Source organism: Sphingomonas sp. VDB2, assembly GCF_047946695.1.
GTDB lineage: Bacteria > Pseudomonadota > Alphaproteobacteria > Sphingomonadales > Sphingomonadaceae > Sphingobium > Sphingobium bisphenolicum.
On record NZ_CP159615.1, the window covers coordinates 1566184 to 1584923 of the forward strand.

Consider the following 18740-nt stretch of genomic DNA (forward strand, 5'->3'; position numbering starts at 1 on the left):
GCCATGCGTATAGTCGATGTCTGCGCCTTCTACGCACCGCAGGGCGGCGGGGTGAAAACCTATGTCGAACGCAAGCTGAAGGCTGGCGCGAAGGCCGGGCATGAGGTCATCATCCTGGCGCCCGGCGAACGCAGCGCGGTCCTGCCGACGGGTGGCGACGGACGGATCGTCCTGCTGCCCGCGCGGCGCTTTCCGCTGGACCGCCGCTATCATTATTTCGATGACGAAGCCTCGCTCCACGCCATGCTGGACGATTTGCAGCCTGATCTGGTCGAGGCGTCTTCCCCATGGTCGAGCGCGGCGATGGTCGGTCGCTGGCGGGGCGATGCGCCCCGCGCGCTGATCATGCATGCCGATCCCCTGTCGGCCTATGCCTATCGCTGGTTCGGCCCGGTCGCGCGACGAGCGACAATCGATCGCGGCTTCGACTGGTATTGGCGGCACCTGCGCAGGCTCGACGCCGCATTCGACCTGATCGTCAGCGCCAATGACAGCCTGTCGGCAAGACTGCGCGACGGTGGCGTCGTCGGCGCACGAACCATAGCCATGGGCGTGGAACCGGGCATATTCTCTCCCACCCTTCGCAACGAAGCCCTGAGACGCCATCTGCTGCAATGCTGCGGCCTTGGTCCCGACAGCCTGTTGCTGATCGGCGCCGGCCGCCATGCGCCGGAGAAACGCTGGCCGCAGGTGATCCAGGCCGTCACGATGGCGGGCTGTCGCCAGTCGGTGGGACTGGTCCTGATCGGCGACGGGCGGGACAGCGCGCGCGTGCGGCGGGCCGCGGCGCATAATCCGCACATCCACCTGCTGGCGCCGACGAGCGATCGCGCGACGCTGGCGACGCTGCTGGCCAGCGCCGATGCCCTCGTCCACGGATGCGAGGCGGAAACCTTCTGCATGGTCGCAGCGGAAGCGCGGGCAAGCGGTCTGCCCGTCATCGTCCCCGACGAAGGCGGCGCCGCGGATCATGCCGCCCCCGGCCTCGGTTTGCGCTATCATGCCGGGCAACCCGCCAGCCTCGCGCAGGCGATCGATCATCTGGCCGTGACCGATCCGATGCTATGGCGGCGACGGGCGAGCGATGCAGCCGCACAGGTCGGCACGATGGACCGTCATTTCGATCGTCTGTTCGCCACCTATGCCGGGCTCGTCGGGAGGCGTCGTCATGCCGCCTGACGCGACCTTGTCGATCGATCCGCCCCATATCCGGCCCGGCACCTGGGCACAAAAGCGGATGCAACGGCGCGCGCGCATGGCGGAGGCGGGCCGCCGCCGCGACAACAGCGCAGGCTATACCCGTCAATGCAGTTGCCGTTGCTGGCCGCTGATGGTGCGGATCATCTGGTGGGCGCTGAGCGATCGGCGTTCATGAAGCGTCCTTGACCGCCACCATCCAGGAAATATCTTGGGCAATCGCCTCCATCGCCTCCATCGGCTTTATCGTCGCGGCATTCCTCTTGCAGAACGGCGGTTTCGTGTCGCGTCCCTCCCTCGGTCGATTCAGGCTGCTGCCGACGATTTTGATGATGACAGGTTGCGCGCATTATGCGCCCGAGCCGCTGATCGATACGCCAGACATATTGGCCGCGCCTGCCGCCGTATCGCTGGTCCGTCCCTATGGATGTCCGTCCAGCCCCCACACACAGGCCATCAATCTGTCTGCGCCGCTCGACGAAGATGCCATTGCCGCTTTGGCGGTGACGGCCAATCCCGACCTCAAGGCGCTGCGTGCGCGCAATGGCGTCAACGACGCCCAGGTCTTCAGCGCGGGATTGATGCCCGATCCGACTTTTTCGCTGGGCATCGATCCGATTCTGTCAGGCGCCGATCCGGTCGCTGGACTTGCATCTGCGCTGGGCCTCGATCTCAATGCCCTGCGGACTCGCGCCGTCGCCCGGCAACAGGCGCAGGCGCAGCGGCGGCAGGCGCGCATGGATCTCGTCTGGGCCGAATGGCAGACGGCGGGACAGGCCCGGCTTCAGGCCGTGCGCATCGCCGCGCTGGAAGCCCAGAGCGTGGTGGCGCGGGACAGCCTTGCGTCGGCGGAGCATCTTCTTGCCCGCTATGGCGCCGCCGCCAGCCGGGGCGACGTGTCGGCCGATCCGCTGCAAGGCGCCCGGATCGCGGCCCTCGATGCGCAACAGGTCGCGCGTCAGGCGGAAAAAGACCTGGCCGTCACACGGCTCGAACTCAATCGGCTGCTTGGCCTGCCGCCGACCTTCCGGCTACGTATCGCGCCCGTTGCCGCCTTTGCGCCGTTACCCGACGCCGTTCAGCTATTCGCGCTGGCGCGGCAGGAGCGCTCGGACCTGCGCGCCTTGCGCGAGGGGTATGACGCCCAGGAAGCGGCGCTGCGCAAGGCGATCCTCGATCAGTTTCCGACGCTGGACCTGACCATCAATGGCGGGCGCGACACAGGCCGGAACGTCACGCTGGGACCGGCGATCGGCTTCACCCTGCCGCTGTGGAACCGCAATCGGGGCGGAATCGCCATAGAAAAGGCGACGCGCGCCGCCCTGAAAGCGGAATATGAGGCGCGCCTGTTCCAGACGCGGGCGGAGATCGCAGCGGCCGTCGCCGCACTGGCGATTGCCCGTAGGCAATATACCGATCTCGATGGCGGCCTTGCCGAAGCGACGCGGCAGGCCGAGGCGAGCCGTCGCGCGGCGACACGCGGCGATCTGCCCGATGCCACCGCGCGCGCGGCGGAGCAGATATTGCGGGATCGCCAACTGTTGCGCCTGCACAGCGCGCAGGACATCGCAGAACAAACCATCGCCCTGGAATTACTGACAGGCGCAGCGCGGGAGCAATGGCAGTGAAGACGATCGCGACGGTCATGGCGCTGACGCTGCTGGCGGCCTGCTCCTCCGCCCCGCAGGAGGACAGCCCGGAGCCGCAGGCTCTGGTCAAGCTGGCCACAGTCGGGCGACAGGCGGTCGGCGAAACCATCCGCCTCTATGGCGTGGCCGACAGCGGCCCCGGCGGGCGGGCCGACCTGTTCGCGCCGATCGAAGCGCGTTTCGTCGCCATCGATGCGCCGGTCGGGTCCGCCGTGCGACAGGGCCAGGCGATCATCCGCCTCGCCCCCGGCCCGACCGCGATGCTCGACATGGCCAGGGCGCGCAGCGATGCGCAGGCCGCCGATGCGGCCTATGCCCGCGCCGTCCGTATGCGTGGCGACGGGCTGATGAGCGACGCCGATGTCGAAACCGCACGCGCCGCAAAGGCCAGCGCCGACGCGACCCTGGACAGCCTGACCGGCCGCAGCCTGATCCTGCGCGCGCCCCGCGCGGGCTATGTCGAATCCATCACCGGGACGCCGGGCGATCTGATCCCGGCAGGCACATCCATCGTCGCGATCGGCGGCGCCGGGGCGATCAGGGCGCGCTTCGGGATCGATCCGGCGCTGGTCCGGAATCTGCGCGCAGGTACCGCAATAGCCATTTCGACGGCGGGCAGCGGTCACACCATCCCTGCCCGTCTGTCCGCCGTCGATCCCATGGTCGACCCGCAAACGAAGCTCGCCGCCGCCTATGCCGACCTGCCCGCAGGCGCGGCGCTTCGGCCGGGTGAGGCACTAACCGGCGAGGCGACGATGCAAGGCGCCGGGGACGCGCTGGCCATTCCCTATACCGCGCTGCTCGACGATGCCGGCCAGCCTTTCGTCTTCGTGGTGGTGAAGGGAACGGCCCATCGCCGCGACATCGTGACGGGGCCAAGCGACGGTGCGGCGATTGTCGTGACGAAGGGCCTGTCTCCCGGCGACAAGGTCGTGATCGAGGGCGGGACGGCGCTGGACGACGGGATGAAGGTTCGTCTGCGATGACCGCCCTGCTGGAACGGCACAGCCGATCGATCTGGCTGGCTGTCCTGTTGCTGGCGCTGGGCGGCGTGCTGGCCGCGCGGGCCATGCCGGTCAGCCTGTTCCCCCATATCGACTATCCGCGCGTGGTCGTCACCATCGACGCGGGCGACCGCGATGCGGCGCAAATGGCGGCGGAAATCAGCCGTCCGGTCGAAATCGCGCTGCGCAGCGTCCCCGGCGTCACCCGCGTCCGGTCGACCACCAGCCGGGGTACGGCCGATGTCGCGCTCAATTTCGCCTGGGGCGAAGATATGGTGTCGGCGACGCTGGCGACACAGGGGGCGCTGGCGACCTTGCTGCCCGACCTGCCCGCCGGCACGCGATTCGATGTGCGCCGATCCGATCCCACCATCTTCCCGGTTCTGGGCATCGCGCTGACCTCCCCCTCGCTCGACCAGCAGTCCCTGCGGCAACTGGCCGAACTCAAGGTCCGCCCTGCCCTGACCGCCGTCCAGGGCGTCGCGGCGGTCGATGTGCTGGGCGGCACGCCGCGCGAACTGGCGGTCGATATCGATCCGGCCCGGCTGCGCACCTTCGGCCTCGGCATCACCGACGTCACCGCCGCGCTTACCAAATCCAACACGATCCGCGGCGCGGGGCGGATCGAGGACAGGCATCGCCTGTATCTTGTCCTGGTGCAAAGCACGGCGACGTCGGCCGCCGACCTGCTCGCCACGCCGATCCGCGCCGCGACCGGAAACGGCGCGGCGGTCGTCACGCTGCGGCAGGTGGCGACCGTGCATCCAGCGGCGGAACCCGCCTATGTCCGGATCGCTTCCGACGGGCGCAGCGCCGTCCTCATCAACGTCCGGCAGGCGCTGACCGGCGATACGGTGGCGATCGTCAAGGCCGTCGACGCGCGACTGCACGCCCTGGGGCTGCCCGCGACCGTGACGGTAACGCCCTTCTACGACCAGTCGGAACTGGTGACGGGCGCAGCCAATGCCGTGCGCGACGCCATCCTGCTGGGGGCCGTCCTGGCGGGCCTGGTGCTGTTCCTGTTCCTGCGATCGGGGCGGCTGATGCTGATCACCGGGCTGATGCTGCCCGCCGTCCTCGCCGGCACCTGCCTGCTGCTCTATCCGCTCGGTCTCAGCTTCAACATGATGACGCTGGGCGGCATGGCCGCCGCGGTAGGGCTGGTGGTGGACGATGCGGTCGTCATGCTGGAACATATCATGCGGCGTATGCAGGAAGGGGCAGCGCCCGACGTGCAAAGCCGGCTCGCGGCCGCTGCCGAGATGGGCCGGCCGCTGGTCGGCTCCACCCTAGCGACGATCGTCGTATTCCTGCCATTGAGCTTCATCAGCGGGGTCAGCGGCGGTTTCTTCAAGGCGCTGGCGATCACCATCGTCACTGCGCTCACCCTCTCGCTGCTCTTCTCCCGCTTCGTCATCCCCCTGATCGCCGCACGCTGGCTGCGGCAAAGCGATGCGGAGGCGGCGGAAAGGGCCGATCGCGTCATGCATCGGCTCGACCGCGTCTATACCCGCGCAGGCGACCGCCTGTTTGCACGCCCCCGTCTGGCCGCCGCCATCATGGGCGGCGTCTTCCTGATCGCCGGCACCCTGTCCTGGTATCACCTGCCCTCCGGCTTCATGCCAGTGATGGACGAAGGCGGTTTCGTCCTCGACTATACCGCCAAGCCCGGCTCATCCCTCGCCGATACCGACCGGCTGGTGAAGCAGGTGGAAGCGATCGTGTCTGCAACGCCCGAGGTCGCCAGCTATTCGCGCCGGCTGGGCGTGCAACTGGGCGGCGGACTGACCGAAGCCGATGAAGGCGATTTCTTCGTACGGCTCAAGGATGGTTCGCGCCGCCCGATCGACGCGGTGATGGCCGACATCCGCCGGCAGGTCGAGGCGAAGGTGCCCGGATTGCAGGTCGAACTGGTGCAGTTGATGGAAGACCTGATCGGCGACCTGACCGCGGTGCCCCAGCCGATCGAGGTCAAGCTGTTCGGCGACGATGCCACCGCACTGGAGGCGTCCGCCGGGCGTGTGGGCAAAGCGCTGGCGACCATCCCCGGCGTGGTCGAAATCGTCGACGGGCTGCGGGTCACCGGCGACGCCATCTCGGTCAAGATCGATAATGGCCAGGCCGCGCAACAGGGGCTGGACCCCGATCAGGTCGCCAGCCAGATCGAGTCGCTGGTCGGCGGCAGCATCGCCACCAACATCCGCTTCGGCGAACAACTGGTCGCGGTCCGGGTGCGCGGCGCGCAGGATTTGCGCAGCCGCGCGAACCAGATCGCCGACCTGCCATTGACCGCACCCGATGGGCATGGCGTGCGGCTGGGATCGATCGCGCAGGTCGGCATCGATGGCGGGCAGAAGCAACTGACGCGCGAGGATCTCGCCCCCTTCATCGCCGTCACCGCGCGGCTGGAGGGCCGTGACCTCGGATCCGCCATGCAGGCGGTGCAGGCGAAGGTCGCGGGGCTTCACCTCCCCGGTTCGGTGCGCGTCGATTATGGCGGCCTTTATGCCGAACAGCAGAAGAGCTTTGCCGACATGGCGATGGTGTTCGCGGCCGCCTTGCTGCTCAGCGCGCTGCTTCTGACCTATTTGTTCGAAAATCTGGCATGGACCCTGTCGGCAATGGCGACGGTGCTGCTGGTGGCGGGCGCTGCGCTGCTGGGATTGTGGGTCACCGGCACGGAACTCAACATCTCCGCGCTGATGGGCCTGACCATGGTCGTCGGCATGGTGACCGAGTTGATCATCTTCTACCTCGCGGAGATCGAAAGTGGCGCAAGCGTGACGCTGGCCGCGCTGCGTGAAGCAGGGTCCAAGCGGCTGCGCCCGATCCTGATGTCAGCATTGATCGCGATCCTGACGCTCAGTCCGCTGGCGCTGGGCCTCAGCCGGGGCGCTGGCCTCCAGCAACCGCTGGCCACCGCAATCATATTCGGACTGGTCGCCACCGTGCCGCTGGTGCTGCTGTTCCTGCCTGCAATCCTGCTCTGCTGGCCATCGCGTGGCAAAGTCTGATCTCCTGATTTTCCCGGAGGCGACACGACCCGACTGAGGTGCGGCGGAAATAAAATCGTCGTCCTGCCGCGAGCCTCCCGCTCGCGCGGGGGGACAATGTGTGAAGCACTGCATTTCTTTGATCGCCATGACATGCACATCGCTGATGGCGGGAACGGCTCATGCATCCGACAAAGACTGGCGTAACGCCAGCAACATCGGTCGCGACCTGCTGGTCGCCGGCGCGCTGGCCCTGCCGACAGTGCAGGAAGACTGGACCGGCACGCTGCAAGCCGGCGGCAGCATCGGCGCCGCCACCCTGCTGTCGCTGGGCCTGAAGGAGGGCTTCCCGGAAATGCGCCCCGACGGCAGCGACCGGAAAAGCTTTCCCTCGTCCCATAGCGCGACGTCCTTCGCCGCGGCGGCCAGCCTGCATAACCGCTATGGCTGGAAGGTCGGCGTTCCCGCGCAACTCGTCGCAGCGTTTGTTGGCCTGGCCCGGGTGAAGGCCGACAAGCATCATTGGTATGATGTCGTCGCCGGCGCGGCCATCGGCGAAGCGTCGGGTTTCCTCATCACGACGCGGCGCGACACCGATGTCCGCATCCTGCCCTGGGGCGACAGCAAGGGTGGCGGCGTCGCCATGGCGATCCGGTTCTGAACGGCTGCGGGCCGGGATGGACAAATGGTATAGTTGCGGAAAGCAGGGTTCCAGCGTGGGCCGATAGAGACACGGCCATATTGTCCTGATGGCGAGTCTCCATGCACCGCATTTCCTTTCTCTGCGTCCTGCTGCTGCTCCCGGCGTGCGGTGAAAAGGGTAAGACGCCTGCTGCGCCTCCGGCCAAAACAGAGGCGATCGCCCATGAAACCGAACTGCTCGGACTTACGCTGACGCCGCAAGCCGTCCAGCGTCTTGGCATCGCCACGATAACCGTCGGCACTGGCCGGACCGGCATGATCCGCGAGACGAGCGGCGAGATCGTCGTGCCCAATGGCGCGGGCGGCGTGCCGACCGGATCGCTCAGCAACCTCGCCCAGATCGGCGCAGCGCAGGCGACCGCCGATGGCGAGGTCGCGCGAACCCGCGCGCAGGCCCGCCTCGCGCGCATCGCGCTGGACCGGGCGAGCCAACTGGTCGCGGAGGAAGCGGGCAGCGTCCGCGCGCGCGACGAGGCGGCCGCGGCGCTCGCCACCGCGCAGGCGCAGGCGCATGTCGCCCTTGAACAACGGCGATTGCTCGGCCCCTCCGTCGCCACGCTTGGTCGCCAATCGACGCTATGGGTGCGGGCATCGGTATCGGGCACGGACGTGACGGCGATCAGCCGGTTTGCCCCGGCGTCGGTCCGCGCCTTGGGCGGGACCGACGCCGGCCAACCAGCGCGACCAGTCCAAGCTCCGCCTTCGGCCAATGCCGCCGCCGGTACGATCGACCTCTATTATGCCATCGACAATCGCGACCACAGGTGGCGCGTGGGCCAGCGGGTGGCCGTGCAATTGCCAATGGGGCGGATGCAGCAAGGGTTGACGGTGCCCGCTTCCGCGGTCGTGCGCGACATTTATGGCGGGGAATGGGTCTATGCCCAGACCGCGCCCAACCATTATGTGCGCCAGCGGGTGGAGATCGCATCGACCGGAACGGATGGCGTGATCCTGGCGCGCGGGCTTGAACCCGGTATGCGTGTGGTCACCACAGGCGCGATGGAATTGTTCGGCACCGAATTCGGGGTCGCACACTGATGCTGGCATGGCTCGTTCGCGCCGCGCTGACCCAGCGTGTGCTGGTGCTGGCGCTGGCGGCCCTGCTGGTCGTGCTGGGGCTGCGCGCCTCGACCAGCGTCCCGCTCGACGTTTTCCCCGAATTCGCGCCACCGATGGTGGAGATCCAGACCGAAGCGCCTGGCCTGTCCACCGAGGAGGTGGAAAGCCTGATCACCGTGCCGATCGAGACGCAGGTGAACGGCATCCCGCATCTCGCCACGCTGCGGTCCAAGTCGGTGCTGGGCCTGTCGTCTGTCGTGATCCTGCTCGATCGCGGCGCCGACGTCATGCGCGCGCGACAAATGGTGCAGGAGCGGGTTGCGCAGGTGCAGGGACGGCTGCCCACCGCCGCCCGGCCGCCGGTGATGCTGCCGCCGCTATCCTCCACCAGCCGGGCGATGAAGATCGGCATTTCGTCCAGAAAGCTGGACCAGATGCAGCTCTCCGAACTGGTGCGCTGGACCATCCGGCCGCGCCTGATGGCGGTGCCGGGCGTCGCCAATGTGGCCATGTGGGGGATGCGGGACCGGCAGTTGCAGATACTGGTCGATCCCGACAAGCTCCGCGCCGCAGGCGTGACGCTGAACGAACTGCGCGCGGCGGCGGGTGACGCCGTGCTGGTCGGCGGCGGCGGCTTCGTCGACACCGCCAACCAGCGCATGGCGGTGCAACAGCCCGGCGCGATCCAGACCCCCGACGATCTGGCCCGCACCGTCATCAAGCTGGCGGGCGACGCGCCGGTGCGGATCGGCGATGTCGCGCGCGTGACCGATGGGTTCGCCGCGCCGATCGGCAACGCCATCATCGACGACGGCCCCGGCATCATGCTGATCGTGGAAAAACAGCCGACCGGCAACACGCTGGACCTGACTCGCGCGGTCGAGGCGGCGCTGGAAGAAATCAAGCCAGGCCTGAAGGACGTGAGGATCGACAGCACGATCTTCCGCCCCGCCACCTTCATCGAACGGTCGATCGACAATCTCACCCGTGCGCTGGCGATCGGCTGCTTCCTCGTCGCGGTCGTGCTGTTCCTCTTCACCCGCGACTGGCGGCAGGCGACGATCAGCCTGGTCGCGATCCCCTTGTCCTTGCTCGGCGCGGGCCTCGTCCTGTTGTGGAGCGGGGCGACGATCAACACGATGGTCATCGCCGGCCTCGTCATCGCGCTGGGCGAAGTGGTGGACGATGCGATCATCGACGTAGAGAATATCGCCCGCCGCCTGCGGCTGAACCGGGAGGCGGACCATCCCCGCTCCGCCTTCGACGTGGTGCTGGGGGCTTCGCTGGAGGTGCGGTCGGCGGTCGTCTTCGCCTCGCTGATCGTGATGCTGGTGTTCCTGCCGATCTTCTTCCTCGGCGGCGTGGCCGGCACCTTCTTCCAGCCGCTGGCGATCGCCTATGTGCTGGCAATCGGTGCATCGCTGCTGGTGGCGCTGGTGGTGACGCCCGCCATGTGCCTGCTCCTGCTGCCCAACGCACCGCTCAAGGCGGAGCGGGACACGCGCTTCGTGGCCGTCCTCAAGCGCCGCTATGCGACCGCCCTGCCCCGCCTGATCGCCGCGCCGCGCGCGGTAATGGGCGTGGTGGCCGGGGGGCTGCTACTGGCGGGGATCGGCTATGCGAACTTCAAGGACCAGTTCCTGCCCGATTTCCGCGAAACCGACTTCCTGATGCACTGGCTGGAAAAGCCCGGCGCCTCGATCGAGGCGATGGACCGGATCACCATCAAGGTGTCGAAAGAATTGCGGGCGATCCCCGGCGTGCGCAATTTCGGCGCGCATATCGGCCGCGCCGAAGCCGCCGACGAAGTGGTCGGGCCGAACTTCACCGAATTGTGGATCAGCCTGGACGACGAGGCCGACTATGATGGCAGCGTGGCCAAGATCAAGGAAGTCATCGAGGGTTATCCCGGCCTGTTCCGCGACGTCCTCACCTATCTGCGCGAGCGGATCAAGGAAGTGCTGTCGGGCGCGGGCGCGACGGTGGTCGTGCGGATTTTCGGTCCCGATCAGGCCGAGCTGCGCGCCACCGCCGACCGGCTGAAGGCCAGGGTCGCCAGCATAGACGGCGTGGCCGACCTCAAGGTGGAATCGCAGGTGCTGGTGCCGCAAATCCAGATCCGGCCCCGCCCCGCCGCCATGGCGACGTTGGGGCTGACGCCCGGTGAGGTCCGTCGGCAGGCGCAAAGCCTGGTCGCCGGACAGAAGCTGGGCGAAATCTATCGCGACCAGAAGGCGTTCGACCTCGCGATCTGGGGCGAACCGGCGATCCGGGGCGACCTCCATGCCCTGCAAGAGCTGATGATCCAGACGCCGACGGGCACGCCGGTGCGGCTGCGCGATGTCGCCGACGTGCGCGTCCAGCCCGCGCCTAATGAGGTCAAGCGCGAGAACGGCCAGCGCCGGCTGGACGTGACGCTCAATGTCAGCGGTTCGGACCTGGGCACCGTGGCCCGCACCGTGGAGCAGGCCGTCGCGCAGACGCCGTTCGCGCAGGGCTATCATGCCAAGGTGCTGGGCGAATATGCTGCATTGAAGGAATCGCGCCAGCGGCTCTGGACGACAGGCCTGCTGTGCCTGATCGGCATATTGATCCTGGTCTGGCTGGAGTTCCGGTCTGGCCGGATCACCGCGCTCGTCGCGGTGAGCCTGCCCTTTGCGCTGGTGGGCGGCGTGATCGCAGTGGCGCTCACCGGCGGCCTGTTGTCGCTCGGCTCGCTGGTGGGTTTCGTGACCGTTATCGGCATTGCCGCGCGCAACGGCATCATGCTGCTGTCCCATTATCATCATCTGCGGGTGCATGAAGGCGAACCGTTCGGCCCCGCCCTGATCCTGCGCGGGGCGGAGGAGCGGCTGGTGCCGATCCTAATGACGGCCGCCTGCGCGGGCCTCGCGCTGGTGCCGCTGATCGTGGCGGGCAATGCACCGGGGCATGAGATCGAACATCCGATGGCGATCGTGATCCTGGGCGGGCTGGTGTCCTCCACCCTGCTCAATCTGTTTCTGATGCCCGCCCTTTATGCCCGTTTCGGCGAGGATGCGCAGGGATCGAACGAACCGGGCGCGGCAGCGACGGGAGACGCGGCATGATCCGCCGTTTCAGCGCATTGGCCGCGCTGCTCGCTGGCGGCTGCATGGCCGCATCGCCCCCGTCCGCCCTCGTCGCGCCGCCAACGGCGAACGCCCCGTTCACCAGCCGGGCCGCCACGTCGATCGCGCCGGTGCCCGACCAGTGGTGGCGCCTGTTCGACGATGCCCAGCTCGATGCGCTGGTGCAGGCGAGCCTTGCGGCCAATGCCGACCTGCGCGTCGCCTATGCCAATCTCGACGCGGCCCGCGCCGCCATCCGGCAGGCCGACGCCGCACGGCTGCCCCAGCCGATCATCGAAAGCAGCCTGGGCCTCGACAATCCATCCGGCCAGCCAAGCGCGGCCAATGTCTCCGCCAGCGATTATGACGCCGCCGCGACGATCAGCTGGGACGTCGATCTGTTCGGACGGCTGCGGTCCGGCGCGCTCGCGGCGCGCGCCGATGCGGACGCACAGGCCGCCGCGCTGGACGGTGTTCGCGTCGCCGTCGCGGCCGACACGGTGCTGGCCTATGTCGACCTGTGCGGCGCCATCCAAAACGGCCGGATCGCGCGCGAGATCGTAGCGGCGCAGGCGCGCGCCCTCCAGGGCGTGCAGGACCAATATCGCGCCGGAGATCTCTCTCCGCTGGAAGTCTCGCAAGCGGCCAGCCTGCTCGCCTCTTCCCGCGCGACGCTGCCGTCCTTCGACGCCGCGCGCGACGGCGCACGCTATCGCCTCGCGACGCTTCAGGGACTGCCGCCGACCGATCCGCACATCGCCGCCATCACCTGCGCGGCGCCGCCCCGGCTGAACGACGCCGCTCCGGTCGGCGATGGCGCGGCGCTGTTGCTGCGCCGCCCCGACATTCGCGAGGCGGAACGCAAGCTGGCATCCGCCACCGCCGGAATCGGCGTCGCCCGCGCGGACCTCTATCCCAAGGTCAATCTGGGCGGCGCGATCGGCCTGCTGTCCGGCGGCTTTGCCGCGACCGCATCGCCACTCCTGTCCTGGGCTTTCCCCAATCAGGGGCCAGCGCGCGCCAGGATCGCCCAGGCCCAGGCCAAGGAGCGCGGCGCACTGGCCGGTTGGGACAGCGCCATCCTGCGGGCGCTGCGCGACGTGGAAAGCGCGCTGGCCGCCACGCAGGCCGAAGCGCAGCGCAATGTCGCCCTGACCGGGGCGACCGAGGAAGCCGCGCTCTATGCCCGCCGCACGGCGTCACGCGCGCGGCTGGGCGACGTGTCGCCGCTGCTCGTCATCGACGCGGAGCGCACGCGGGCAACCGCCGCACTGGCCCGTGCGCAATCCGACCTGTTGCTTGGCCAATCCTATGTCGCGCTCTTCCGGGCGTTGGGCGGCGGCTGGCAGAACGCGCCGCAGCCACTCGATCCCGCCCGCCCGATCGGTTAGGACGCATCATGCGCATCCTCATCATCGAAGACGATAGCGAAACCCGCGACTTCGTCGCACGGGGTCTACGGGAGATCGGCCATGCCGTAAGCGTGGCCGCCGACGGGCGCGATGGCCTGTTCCAGGCGACCGATGGCGGATTCGACGCGGTCGTGGTCGACCGTATGCTGCCGGGACTGGACGGCCTGTCGCTGGTCAAGATGCTGCGCGCCGCGGGCAACAGCAGCCCCATATTGATGCTGACCGCGATCGGCCGGATCGCCGACCGGGTCGAGGGACTGGAAGCGGGCGCCGACGACTATCTGGTCAAGCCCTTCGCCTTTTCCGAGCTGGTGGCGCGCGTGAATGCGCTCGGCCGCCGCCCGGCCCCGCAAATGGAGACGGCGAAACTGGCGGTCGGCGACATAGAGATCGACCTGCACCGCCGCACCGTCCATCGCGCGGGCAGGAAAGTGGCGCTCCAGCCGCGCGAATTTGCGCTGCTGGCCGAACTGATGCGCAACCGCCATCGCGTCATGACCCGCACGATGCTGTTGGAACGCGTCTGGGACTTTGATTTCGAGCCGAAGACCAACATCGTCGAAACCCATCTCAGCCGCCTGCGGTCGAAGCTCAACGCCGGGTTCGATATCGACGCGATCGAAACCGTGCGCGGCGCGGGCTATATGATCCGCAGCGAATGATGCGCCGTCCCTGGCGTACGACATTCGGCCTCACCGCGCTCGTCAGCCTGGTCTTCGCGCTGGCGACGCCGGTGATCGGCGTGCTGGCCTATGTCGTGGTGCATGAGGCGATGGAGGTGCAACTGGACCACCGCATCGCCACCGAGACGCGCGCGCTGCTCACGCGAACCGGCGATCATGGCGTCGCGCGGCTCGCGACCCTCATCCATCAGCGCGACGCCGCCCATAGCACCGCAAGCCTGGGCTATATCCTGCTCGACGCGCAGGGACGGCGACTGGCGGGCGCTTTCGATGCGCAGGTGCCCTCCGATCCTGGCTATGTCGAACTGCTGCCCTATGGTCGGAATGGCGGCATCGCCCAGTCGCTCACAACGCGCCTGCCTGACGGGAGCCGCTTGCTGGTCGCCGTCGACCGCCAGGTGATCGACGAGATGGACATCACGATCCTGAAGCTGTTTCTGGCGGCGTTCGCCACCATGTTGTTGCTCGCAATCGGCGGCGCCTGGACGGTGGGCGTCGTCACGCAGCGCCGGCTCCGCCGGTTCGACGACGCCGCCCAGGCGATCATCGCGGGCGACCCGCGCCAGCGTATGCCGCTGGACGGGTCGGGCAGCGAGTTCGACCGGGTCGCGCAAACCCTCAATCACATGCTCGACCGCAATGCCGCGCTGGTCGAAAATCTGCGTCAGGTGTCGAGCGATGTCGCCCACGACCTGCGCACGCCGCTGACCCGCCTGCACAACCAACTGCATGAGGCGCTGACGCGCGAGGGGGACGAGAGAAAGGTCGCCATCGAAGCGGCGACGATGGAATCGCAGGAACTGCTGGAACTGTTCGGGGCGATCCTGCGCATTTCCGAGGTCGAGGCCGGAACGCTGCGTCGCGATTTTCGCGACCTGTCCATGACCGACCTTGTCGAAGATCTGATCGATTCCTACGATCCCGATTTCGAGATTTCGGGGCATCGGCTTTCATCCGCTGTCGCGCCCGACCACCATCTTCATGGCGACCGCCGCCTGTTGCGCCAACTGGTCGCCAATCTGCTCGACAACGTCCTGCGTCATACTCCGCCCGGCACTCGCGTTTCGGTGACGCTTTCCTCGCAGGACGCTTGTCTCCTGCTATGCGTGCGCGACGATGGTCCGGGCGTCCCCGAAGCGGATATCCCCCGCCTGTTCGACCGGTTCAGCCGCTCCGAAGCCAGCCGGTCCACCGACGGCCACGGCCTGGGGCTCGCCCTCGTCGCGGCTGTCGCAAGGATACACGGCGGATCGGCGTCGATCCTGCCCGCGCCCGGCTTTGGCGTAGAGGTGCGTCTGGCGCGCTGACCTTCCCCTGGTCGACATGGTGCAATCGGTCCATGTCATGCCGCGCCAGCAGAGCGAGGATCTGCCCGCCAAGAGCACCGACCGCGCCATGTCGGGAGATGAACTATCGCAGCCTGCGGCCAAAGGTCCCGGGCGCCGGGGTCGCCCGGCGATGATGGCCGACCTCGGCCTGCGATGAACTCAACCGCCATGTTCGAATTTGCATCCGTTTTCAGGGAAAAAGCGGAAATGATCCGAACGGCAAAAAATACAGTATTCCGAAGGAGGAAGGGATCATCTTTAATGGGATTCCGACACGTCTTCCCGCTCGACTTGTTCCGTCGCTCCCGTCTAAGAAGACGCTATGATGAAGCTGTTCATTGGCAACAAGGCCTATTCGAGCTGGTCGCTGCGCGGTTGGCTGGCGTGCAAATTGTCCGCCCTCCCGTTCGAGGAGGTGGTCGTCCCCCTCTATGACGAAGCCTGGGAGAAACGGCGTGAGGGCGACGAGTTCGCTCCCTCCTCCGGCAAGGTGCCGATCCTGTGGGACGGCGACGACGTCGTCGTGTGGGACAGCCTGGCCATCGTCGAATATCTGAACGAAAAGACCAGTGGCGACCTGTTCTGGCCGGTCGATCCCGCCGCGCGCGCCATGGCCCGGTCGATGGCGGCGGAAATGCACAGCAGCTTCGCCGCGCTCCGCCGCGAGCACAGCATGAACATCCGGCAGATCTATCCCGCCGTGCCGCCATCCGAGCCAGTGGCGCAGGATATCGCCCGAATCATGCAGCTCTGGGCGCAGGCCCGCGCCCGCCATGGCGGCGAAGGCGACTTCCTTTTCGGTGCCTTCGGGGCGGTGGATGTCATGTTCGCGCCCGTCGTCACTCGCTTCATCACCTATCAACTGCCGGTCGCCCGCTTTGCGCAAGCCTATATGCAAGCCATCATCGCCCATCCCTGGATGCAGGAATGGATCGGCGGCGCGCAGGCGGAGGACTGGGTGATCGACCGATTCGAAGTTCCGCCACAGTCGGTGTGAGGCCATGAGCGACACGCCCGAAACGCCCAGAGAGGCAGCCAAGGAAGAGCGGGCAGCGGAAGCCGCCGCGATTCGTCGTCGCTGGATCACCCTGGGCGAAGTGCTGGCGGTGCTGGCGGTGGGTATCTCCGCGCTCACCCTCTATCTCAACTGGGCCGACAAGAAGGACGAACGCGCCGAAAAGGCGGCGGAAAGCCGCAAGGCGTCCAGCCGCGCCGCCGTACTGGTGCTCAATGCCGATTCGGTGAAGGACGACCGGATCGCGCTCAGGACCGCCGATCCCGACCAGATCATCCAGAGCCAGACCATCCTCTTCCCCCGCGCGCTCGGCATCGCGGCGGTCGATACCGCCGGCGATCCGCGGATCGAGGGCGGCTGGTTCGACAGCGCGCTCAAGAAGGCGCGGGCCAGGGCGAAGCTGCCCGACGACAGCGTGGGCGACGAGCGGTTGCCGGTGGTCATCACCACTCGTTTTGTGGTGGGTGGCGATGCGCATGAGAATGTCGCGCTCTATGACATAGGCTATGGCATTGCGGGCCGCTGGATCGCCGGGCACAGCCTGGCCCTGCGCGGCCTGTCGCGGGTCGAAACGGTCAAGGCCGACAGCGCCCAGATGAGGGTCGACGCCCGGTGGGCGCGCCTCAGTCAAAAATAGCCCAAGCCCTGCTTTTCCGCCTGAAACAGGAAAGCCGCTTGTCTTGCGGCGATGAAACGGGTGCAAGGCGCGCGCAGGGTTGCGCAATATGACGATAAGGACAAGACGGGCGCCATGAGCCTGATGGGATCGATCGACCTCTTCCACGCCATTGCCGGCCTGCTGGTCGGCGTGCTGGTGGGTGTGACCGGCGTTGGCGGCGGTTCGCTGATGACGCCGCTGCTGGTGCTGATGTTCGGCGTCAGCGCCAAGACCGCGGTGGGCACCGACCTGCTCTTCGCCGCCCTGACCAAGATCGTCGGATCGGCGGTCCACGGCAAACGCGACACGATCGAATGGCCGATCGTGCGGCGCATGGCGGCGGGCAGCGTGCCGTCCGCGCTCGTCACGCTGCTGGTGCTCGGCTGGATCGGCGATGTCGGCAAAACGACCGAACATGTCATCCTGCTGTCGCTCGCCTCGCTGCTGGCGCTGACGTCGGTCGCGGTCATCGGCCGCAAATGGCTGTTTCGCCATCGGGACGAGCTGGGATCGGGCCACTCGGCCGACGCCACCTTCTATGGCACCACGGCGCTCGGGGCGCTGATCGGCGCGGCGGTTACGCTCTCCTCGGTCGGCGCGGGCGCGATCGGCGTGACGGTGCTGCTCATCCTCTATCCCCGCCTGCCGGTTGCCCGCATCGTGGGGTCGGACATCGCCCATGCCGTGCCGCTGGCGCTGATCGCCGGGACCGGCCACTGGCTGATGGGCGACGTCAACGGCGTACTGCTGATGAACCTGTTGATCGGGTCGATACCCGGCGTGATCGTTGGCAGCTATCTGTCGTCCCATGCCCCCGACAAGGTGCTGCAACCCCTGCTCGCCGCGGTGCTGGCGCTGTCCTCCTGGCAATTGTTCGTCAAGGCCCGCACGCCCGACCCGGTGAAGGTCGAGGCGCCCGCTCTGGCCAAATCGCACTGACATCAAAAAGCCCGGCCCTCGCGGACGAGGACCGGGCTTTTCAGATCAAAGGATCGCGGCTTTAGCCGACGATTTCTTCCGGCTTGAAGAAATAGGCGATCTCGATCGCGGCATTTTCTTCGCTGTCCGAACCATGGACCGAATTGGCTTCGATCGATTCGGCCAGTTCCTTGCGGATCGTGCCGGCGTCGGCATTGGCGGGGTTGGTGGCGCCCATGATGTCGCGGTTGCGCTGCACGGCATTCTCGCCTTCCAGCACCTGGACGACGACCGGGCCGGAAATCATGAAGGCGACCAGGTCGGCGAAGAAAGGCCGTTCCTTGTGAACGCCGTAGAAGCCTTCGGCCTGCTCGCGGCTCATGCGGATGCGCTTGGATGCGACGACGCGCAGCCCGGCTTCTTCCAGCAGCTTGGTGACGGCGCCGGTCAGGTTGCGACGGGTCGCGTCGGGCTTGATGATCGAAAAGGTGCGCGTGACGGCCATGGCCCTCGAAACTCCAGATTGTTGGGAATGCTGGGCGCGCCTTTAGACGCGGCCGGGCCGGGCCGCAAGGGGCTTAACCCTGACCGAACATCAGGCCATTTGCACCCATTTGCGCCCGTCCTGCTTGAAGTAGCGCGAAATCGTCTCCTCGCGCTTCGACAGCACCCGCCAACTGGCGCGCGCGCCGTCGACCGTATCCTCGTCGAAAAAGTAGAAGGCCCGCTCGAACCCCAGCGCCGCGTCGCGCCAGATACCGTCCGCCAGCGCGATATGCGCCGCGCCGTTCAGCGCCTCGCACGCCTCGCTCAGCAGGATCGGCTGCTGCGCCTCGCCGCCATCGCCCGCCCGGCCATGCGCCAGGAAGCTTTCAGGCGGACCGGCCCAAAGCCCCGCCGAAATCCGCTCCAGCCGCTCCGGTTCCTGCGCCACCACCAGCAGTCGCGCGCCCAGGTCCAGGATGCGCACCGCAATCGCGGGCAACACCTGGTCCACCGGATCGCGGCTGAGCTGGTAGAAATCGACCTGCAC

The 18740-nt window shown here is 67.5% G+C and carries 16 protein-coding genes; 14 read left to right on the top strand and 2 right to left on the bottom strand.

Going from position 1 to position 18740, the window contains the following annotated elements; genetic code table 11:
* The first annotated feature begins 3 nt into the window (after positions 1-3).
* The 14 genes from ABT375_RS07720 (at position 4) to ABT375_RS07785 (ending at position 17728) form a co-directional block, all read left to right on the top strand.
* Positions 4-1179 carry a glycosyltransferase gene (locus tag ABT375_RS07720; RefSeq protein WP_224547174.1) on the top strand — a complete coding sequence of 392 codons (1176 nt, stop codon included), beginning with the start codon at positions 4-6 and terminating at the stop codon, positions 1177-1179.
* Entirely contained in the window at positions 1169-1375 is a 207-nt protein-coding gene (locus ABT375_RS07725) for a hypothetical protein (RefSeq protein WP_416464656.1), read from the top strand. The genes ABT375_RS07720 and ABT375_RS07725 overlap by 11 nt, the downstream gene beginning before the upstream one ends.
* Positions 1376-1382: 7 nt before the next feature.
* Positions 1383-2825 (top strand): TolC family protein, encoded by a 1443-nt coding sequence (locus ABT375_RS07730; RefSeq protein ID WP_416464657.1) that lies wholly within the window; start codon positions 1383-1385, stop codon positions 2823-2825.
* Positions 2822-3832, top strand: a complete 1011-nt coding sequence (locus tag ABT375_RS07735; RefSeq protein WP_416464658.1) for an efflux RND transporter periplasmic adaptor subunit — start codon at positions 2822-2824, stop codon at positions 3830-3832. The genes ABT375_RS07730 and ABT375_RS07735 overlap by 4 nt, the downstream gene beginning before the upstream one ends.
* Entirely contained in the window at positions 3829-6864 is a 3036-nt protein-coding gene (locus ABT375_RS07740; RefSeq protein ID WP_416464659.1) for an efflux RND transporter permease subunit, read from the top strand. Before ABT375_RS07735 ends, ABT375_RS07740 begins: the two co-directional genes overlap by 4 nt.
* 127 nt (positions 6865-6991) lie before the next feature.
* Positions 6992-7504 carry a phosphatase PAP2 family protein gene (locus ABT375_RS07745; RefSeq protein ID WP_416464660.1) on the top strand — a complete coding sequence of 171 codons (513 nt, stop codon included), beginning with the start codon at positions 6992-6994 and terminating at the stop codon, positions 7502-7504.
* A 101-nt stretch (positions 7505-7605) separates the two neighbouring features.
* Positions 7606-8583 carry an efflux RND transporter periplasmic adaptor subunit gene (locus tag ABT375_RS07750; RefSeq protein ID WP_416464661.1) on the top strand — a complete coding sequence of 326 codons (978 nt, stop codon included), beginning with the start codon at positions 7606-7608 and terminating at the stop codon, positions 8581-8583.
* Positions 8583-11693: an efflux RND transporter permease subunit gene (locus ABT375_RS07755; RefSeq protein ID WP_416464662.1), complete on the top strand. Its 3111-nt coding sequence runs from the start codon at positions 8583-8585 to the stop codon at positions 11691-11693. The genes ABT375_RS07750 and ABT375_RS07755 overlap by 1 nt, the downstream gene beginning before the upstream one ends.
* Positions 11690-13084 carry an efflux transporter outer membrane subunit gene (locus ABT375_RS07760; RefSeq protein WP_416464663.1) on the top strand — a complete coding sequence of 465 codons (1395 nt, stop codon included), beginning with the start codon at positions 11690-11692 and terminating at the stop codon, positions 13082-13084. Before ABT375_RS07755 ends, ABT375_RS07760 begins: the two co-directional genes overlap by 4 nt.
* Before the next feature lie 8 nt (positions 13085-13092).
* A complete protein-coding gene (locus tag ABT375_RS07765) occupies positions 13093-13767 on the top strand; it encodes a response regulator transcription factor (protein ID WP_416464664.1) in 675 nt (224 codons plus the stop codon).
* Complete coding sequence (locus tag ABT375_RS07770) at positions 13764-15095, top strand: ATP-binding protein (protein ID WP_416464665.1); 1332 nt, start codon at positions 13764-13766, stop codon at positions 15093-15095. The genes ABT375_RS07765 and ABT375_RS07770 overlap by 4 nt, the downstream gene beginning before the upstream one ends.
* A gap of 343 nt (positions 15096-15438) precedes the next feature.
* Positions 15439-16113: a glutathione S-transferase family protein gene (locus tag ABT375_RS07775; protein ID WP_416464666.1), complete on the top strand. Its 675-nt coding sequence runs from the start codon at positions 15439-15441 to the stop codon at positions 16111-16113.
* A 4-nt stretch (positions 16114-16117) separates the two neighbouring features.
* On the top strand, positions 16118-16768 hold the full coding sequence (locus ABT375_RS07780; protein WP_416464667.1) for a hypothetical protein: 651 nt from the start codon (positions 16118-16120) through the stop codon (positions 16766-16768).
* 114 nt (positions 16769-16882) lie between these two features.
* On the top strand, positions 16883-17728 hold the full coding sequence (locus tag ABT375_RS07785; RefSeq protein ID WP_416464866.1) for a sulfite exporter TauE/SafE family protein: 846 nt from the start codon (positions 16883-16885) through the stop codon (positions 17726-17728).
* Between the two features lie 61 nt (positions 17729-17789).
* Here the strand turns inward: ABT375_RS07785 and ndk are convergent, their stop codons facing one another.
* Together ndk and ABT375_RS07795 are read right to left on the bottom strand one after the other, a co-directional pair.
* Positions 17790-18212 carry a nucleoside-diphosphate kinase gene (ndk, locus tag ABT375_RS07790; protein WP_224547189.1) on the bottom strand — a complete coding sequence of 141 codons (423 nt, stop codon included), beginning with the start codon at positions 18210-18212 and terminating at the stop codon, positions 17790-17792.
* A 90-nt stretch (positions 18213-18302) separates the two neighbouring features.
* Positions 18303-18740, bottom strand: coding sequence for a DNA polymerase III subunit chi (locus ABT375_RS07795; protein ID WP_224547191.1), 438 nt, complete (start codon positions 18738-18740; stop codon positions 18303-18305).

Bases quoted from the DNA above. Each gene is read 5' to 3' on its own strand.
- ABT375_RS07745 (WP_416464660.1), top strand. From the start codon at position 6,992: ATGACATGCACATCGCTGATGGCGGGAACGGCTCATGCATCCGACAAA.
- ABT375_RS07760 (WP_416464663.1), top strand. From the start codon at position 11,690: ATGATCCGCCGTTTCAGCGCATTGGCCGCGCTGCTCGCTGGCGGCTGC.
- ABT375_RS07755 (WP_416464662.1), top strand. From the start codon at position 8,583: ATGCTGGCATGGCTCGTTCGCGCCGCGCTGACCCAGCGTGTGCTGGTG.
- ndk (WP_224547189.1), bottom strand. From the start codon at position 18,212: ATGGCCGTCACGCGCACCTTTTCGATCATCAAGCCCGACGCGACCCGT.
- ABT375_RS07785 (WP_416464866.1), top strand. From the start codon at position 16,883: ATGAGCCTGATGGGATCGATCGACCTCTTCCACGCCATTGCCGGCCTG.
- ABT375_RS07770 (WP_416464665.1), top strand. From the start codon at position 13,764: ATGATGCGCCGTCCCTGGCGTACGACATTCGGCCTCACCGCGCTCGTC.
- ABT375_RS07765 (WP_416464664.1), top strand. From the start codon at position 13,093: ATGCGCATCCTCATCATCGAAGACGATAGCGAAACCCGCGACTTCGTC.
- ABT375_RS07720 (WP_224547174.1), top strand. From the start codon at position 4: ATGCGTATAGTCGATGTCTGCGCCTTCTACGCACCGCAGGGCGGCGGG.
- ABT375_RS07725 (WP_416464656.1), top strand. From the start codon at position 1,169: ATGCCGCCTGACGCGACCTTGTCGATCGATCCGCCCCATATCCGGCCC.
- ABT375_RS07775 (WP_416464666.1), top strand. From the start codon at position 15,439: ATGATGAAGCTGTTCATTGGCAACAAGGCCTATTCGAGCTGGTCGCTG.
- ABT375_RS07780 (WP_416464667.1), top strand. From the start codon at position 16,118: ATGAGCGACACGCCCGAAACGCCCAGAGAGGCAGCCAAGGAAGAGCGG.
- ABT375_RS07740 (WP_416464659.1), top strand. From the start codon at position 3,829: ATGACCGCCCTGCTGGAACGGCACAGCCGATCGATCTGGCTGGCTGTC.
- ABT375_RS07750 (WP_416464661.1), top strand. From the start codon at position 7,606: ATGCACCGCATTTCCTTTCTCTGCGTCCTGCTGCTGCTCCCGGCGTGC.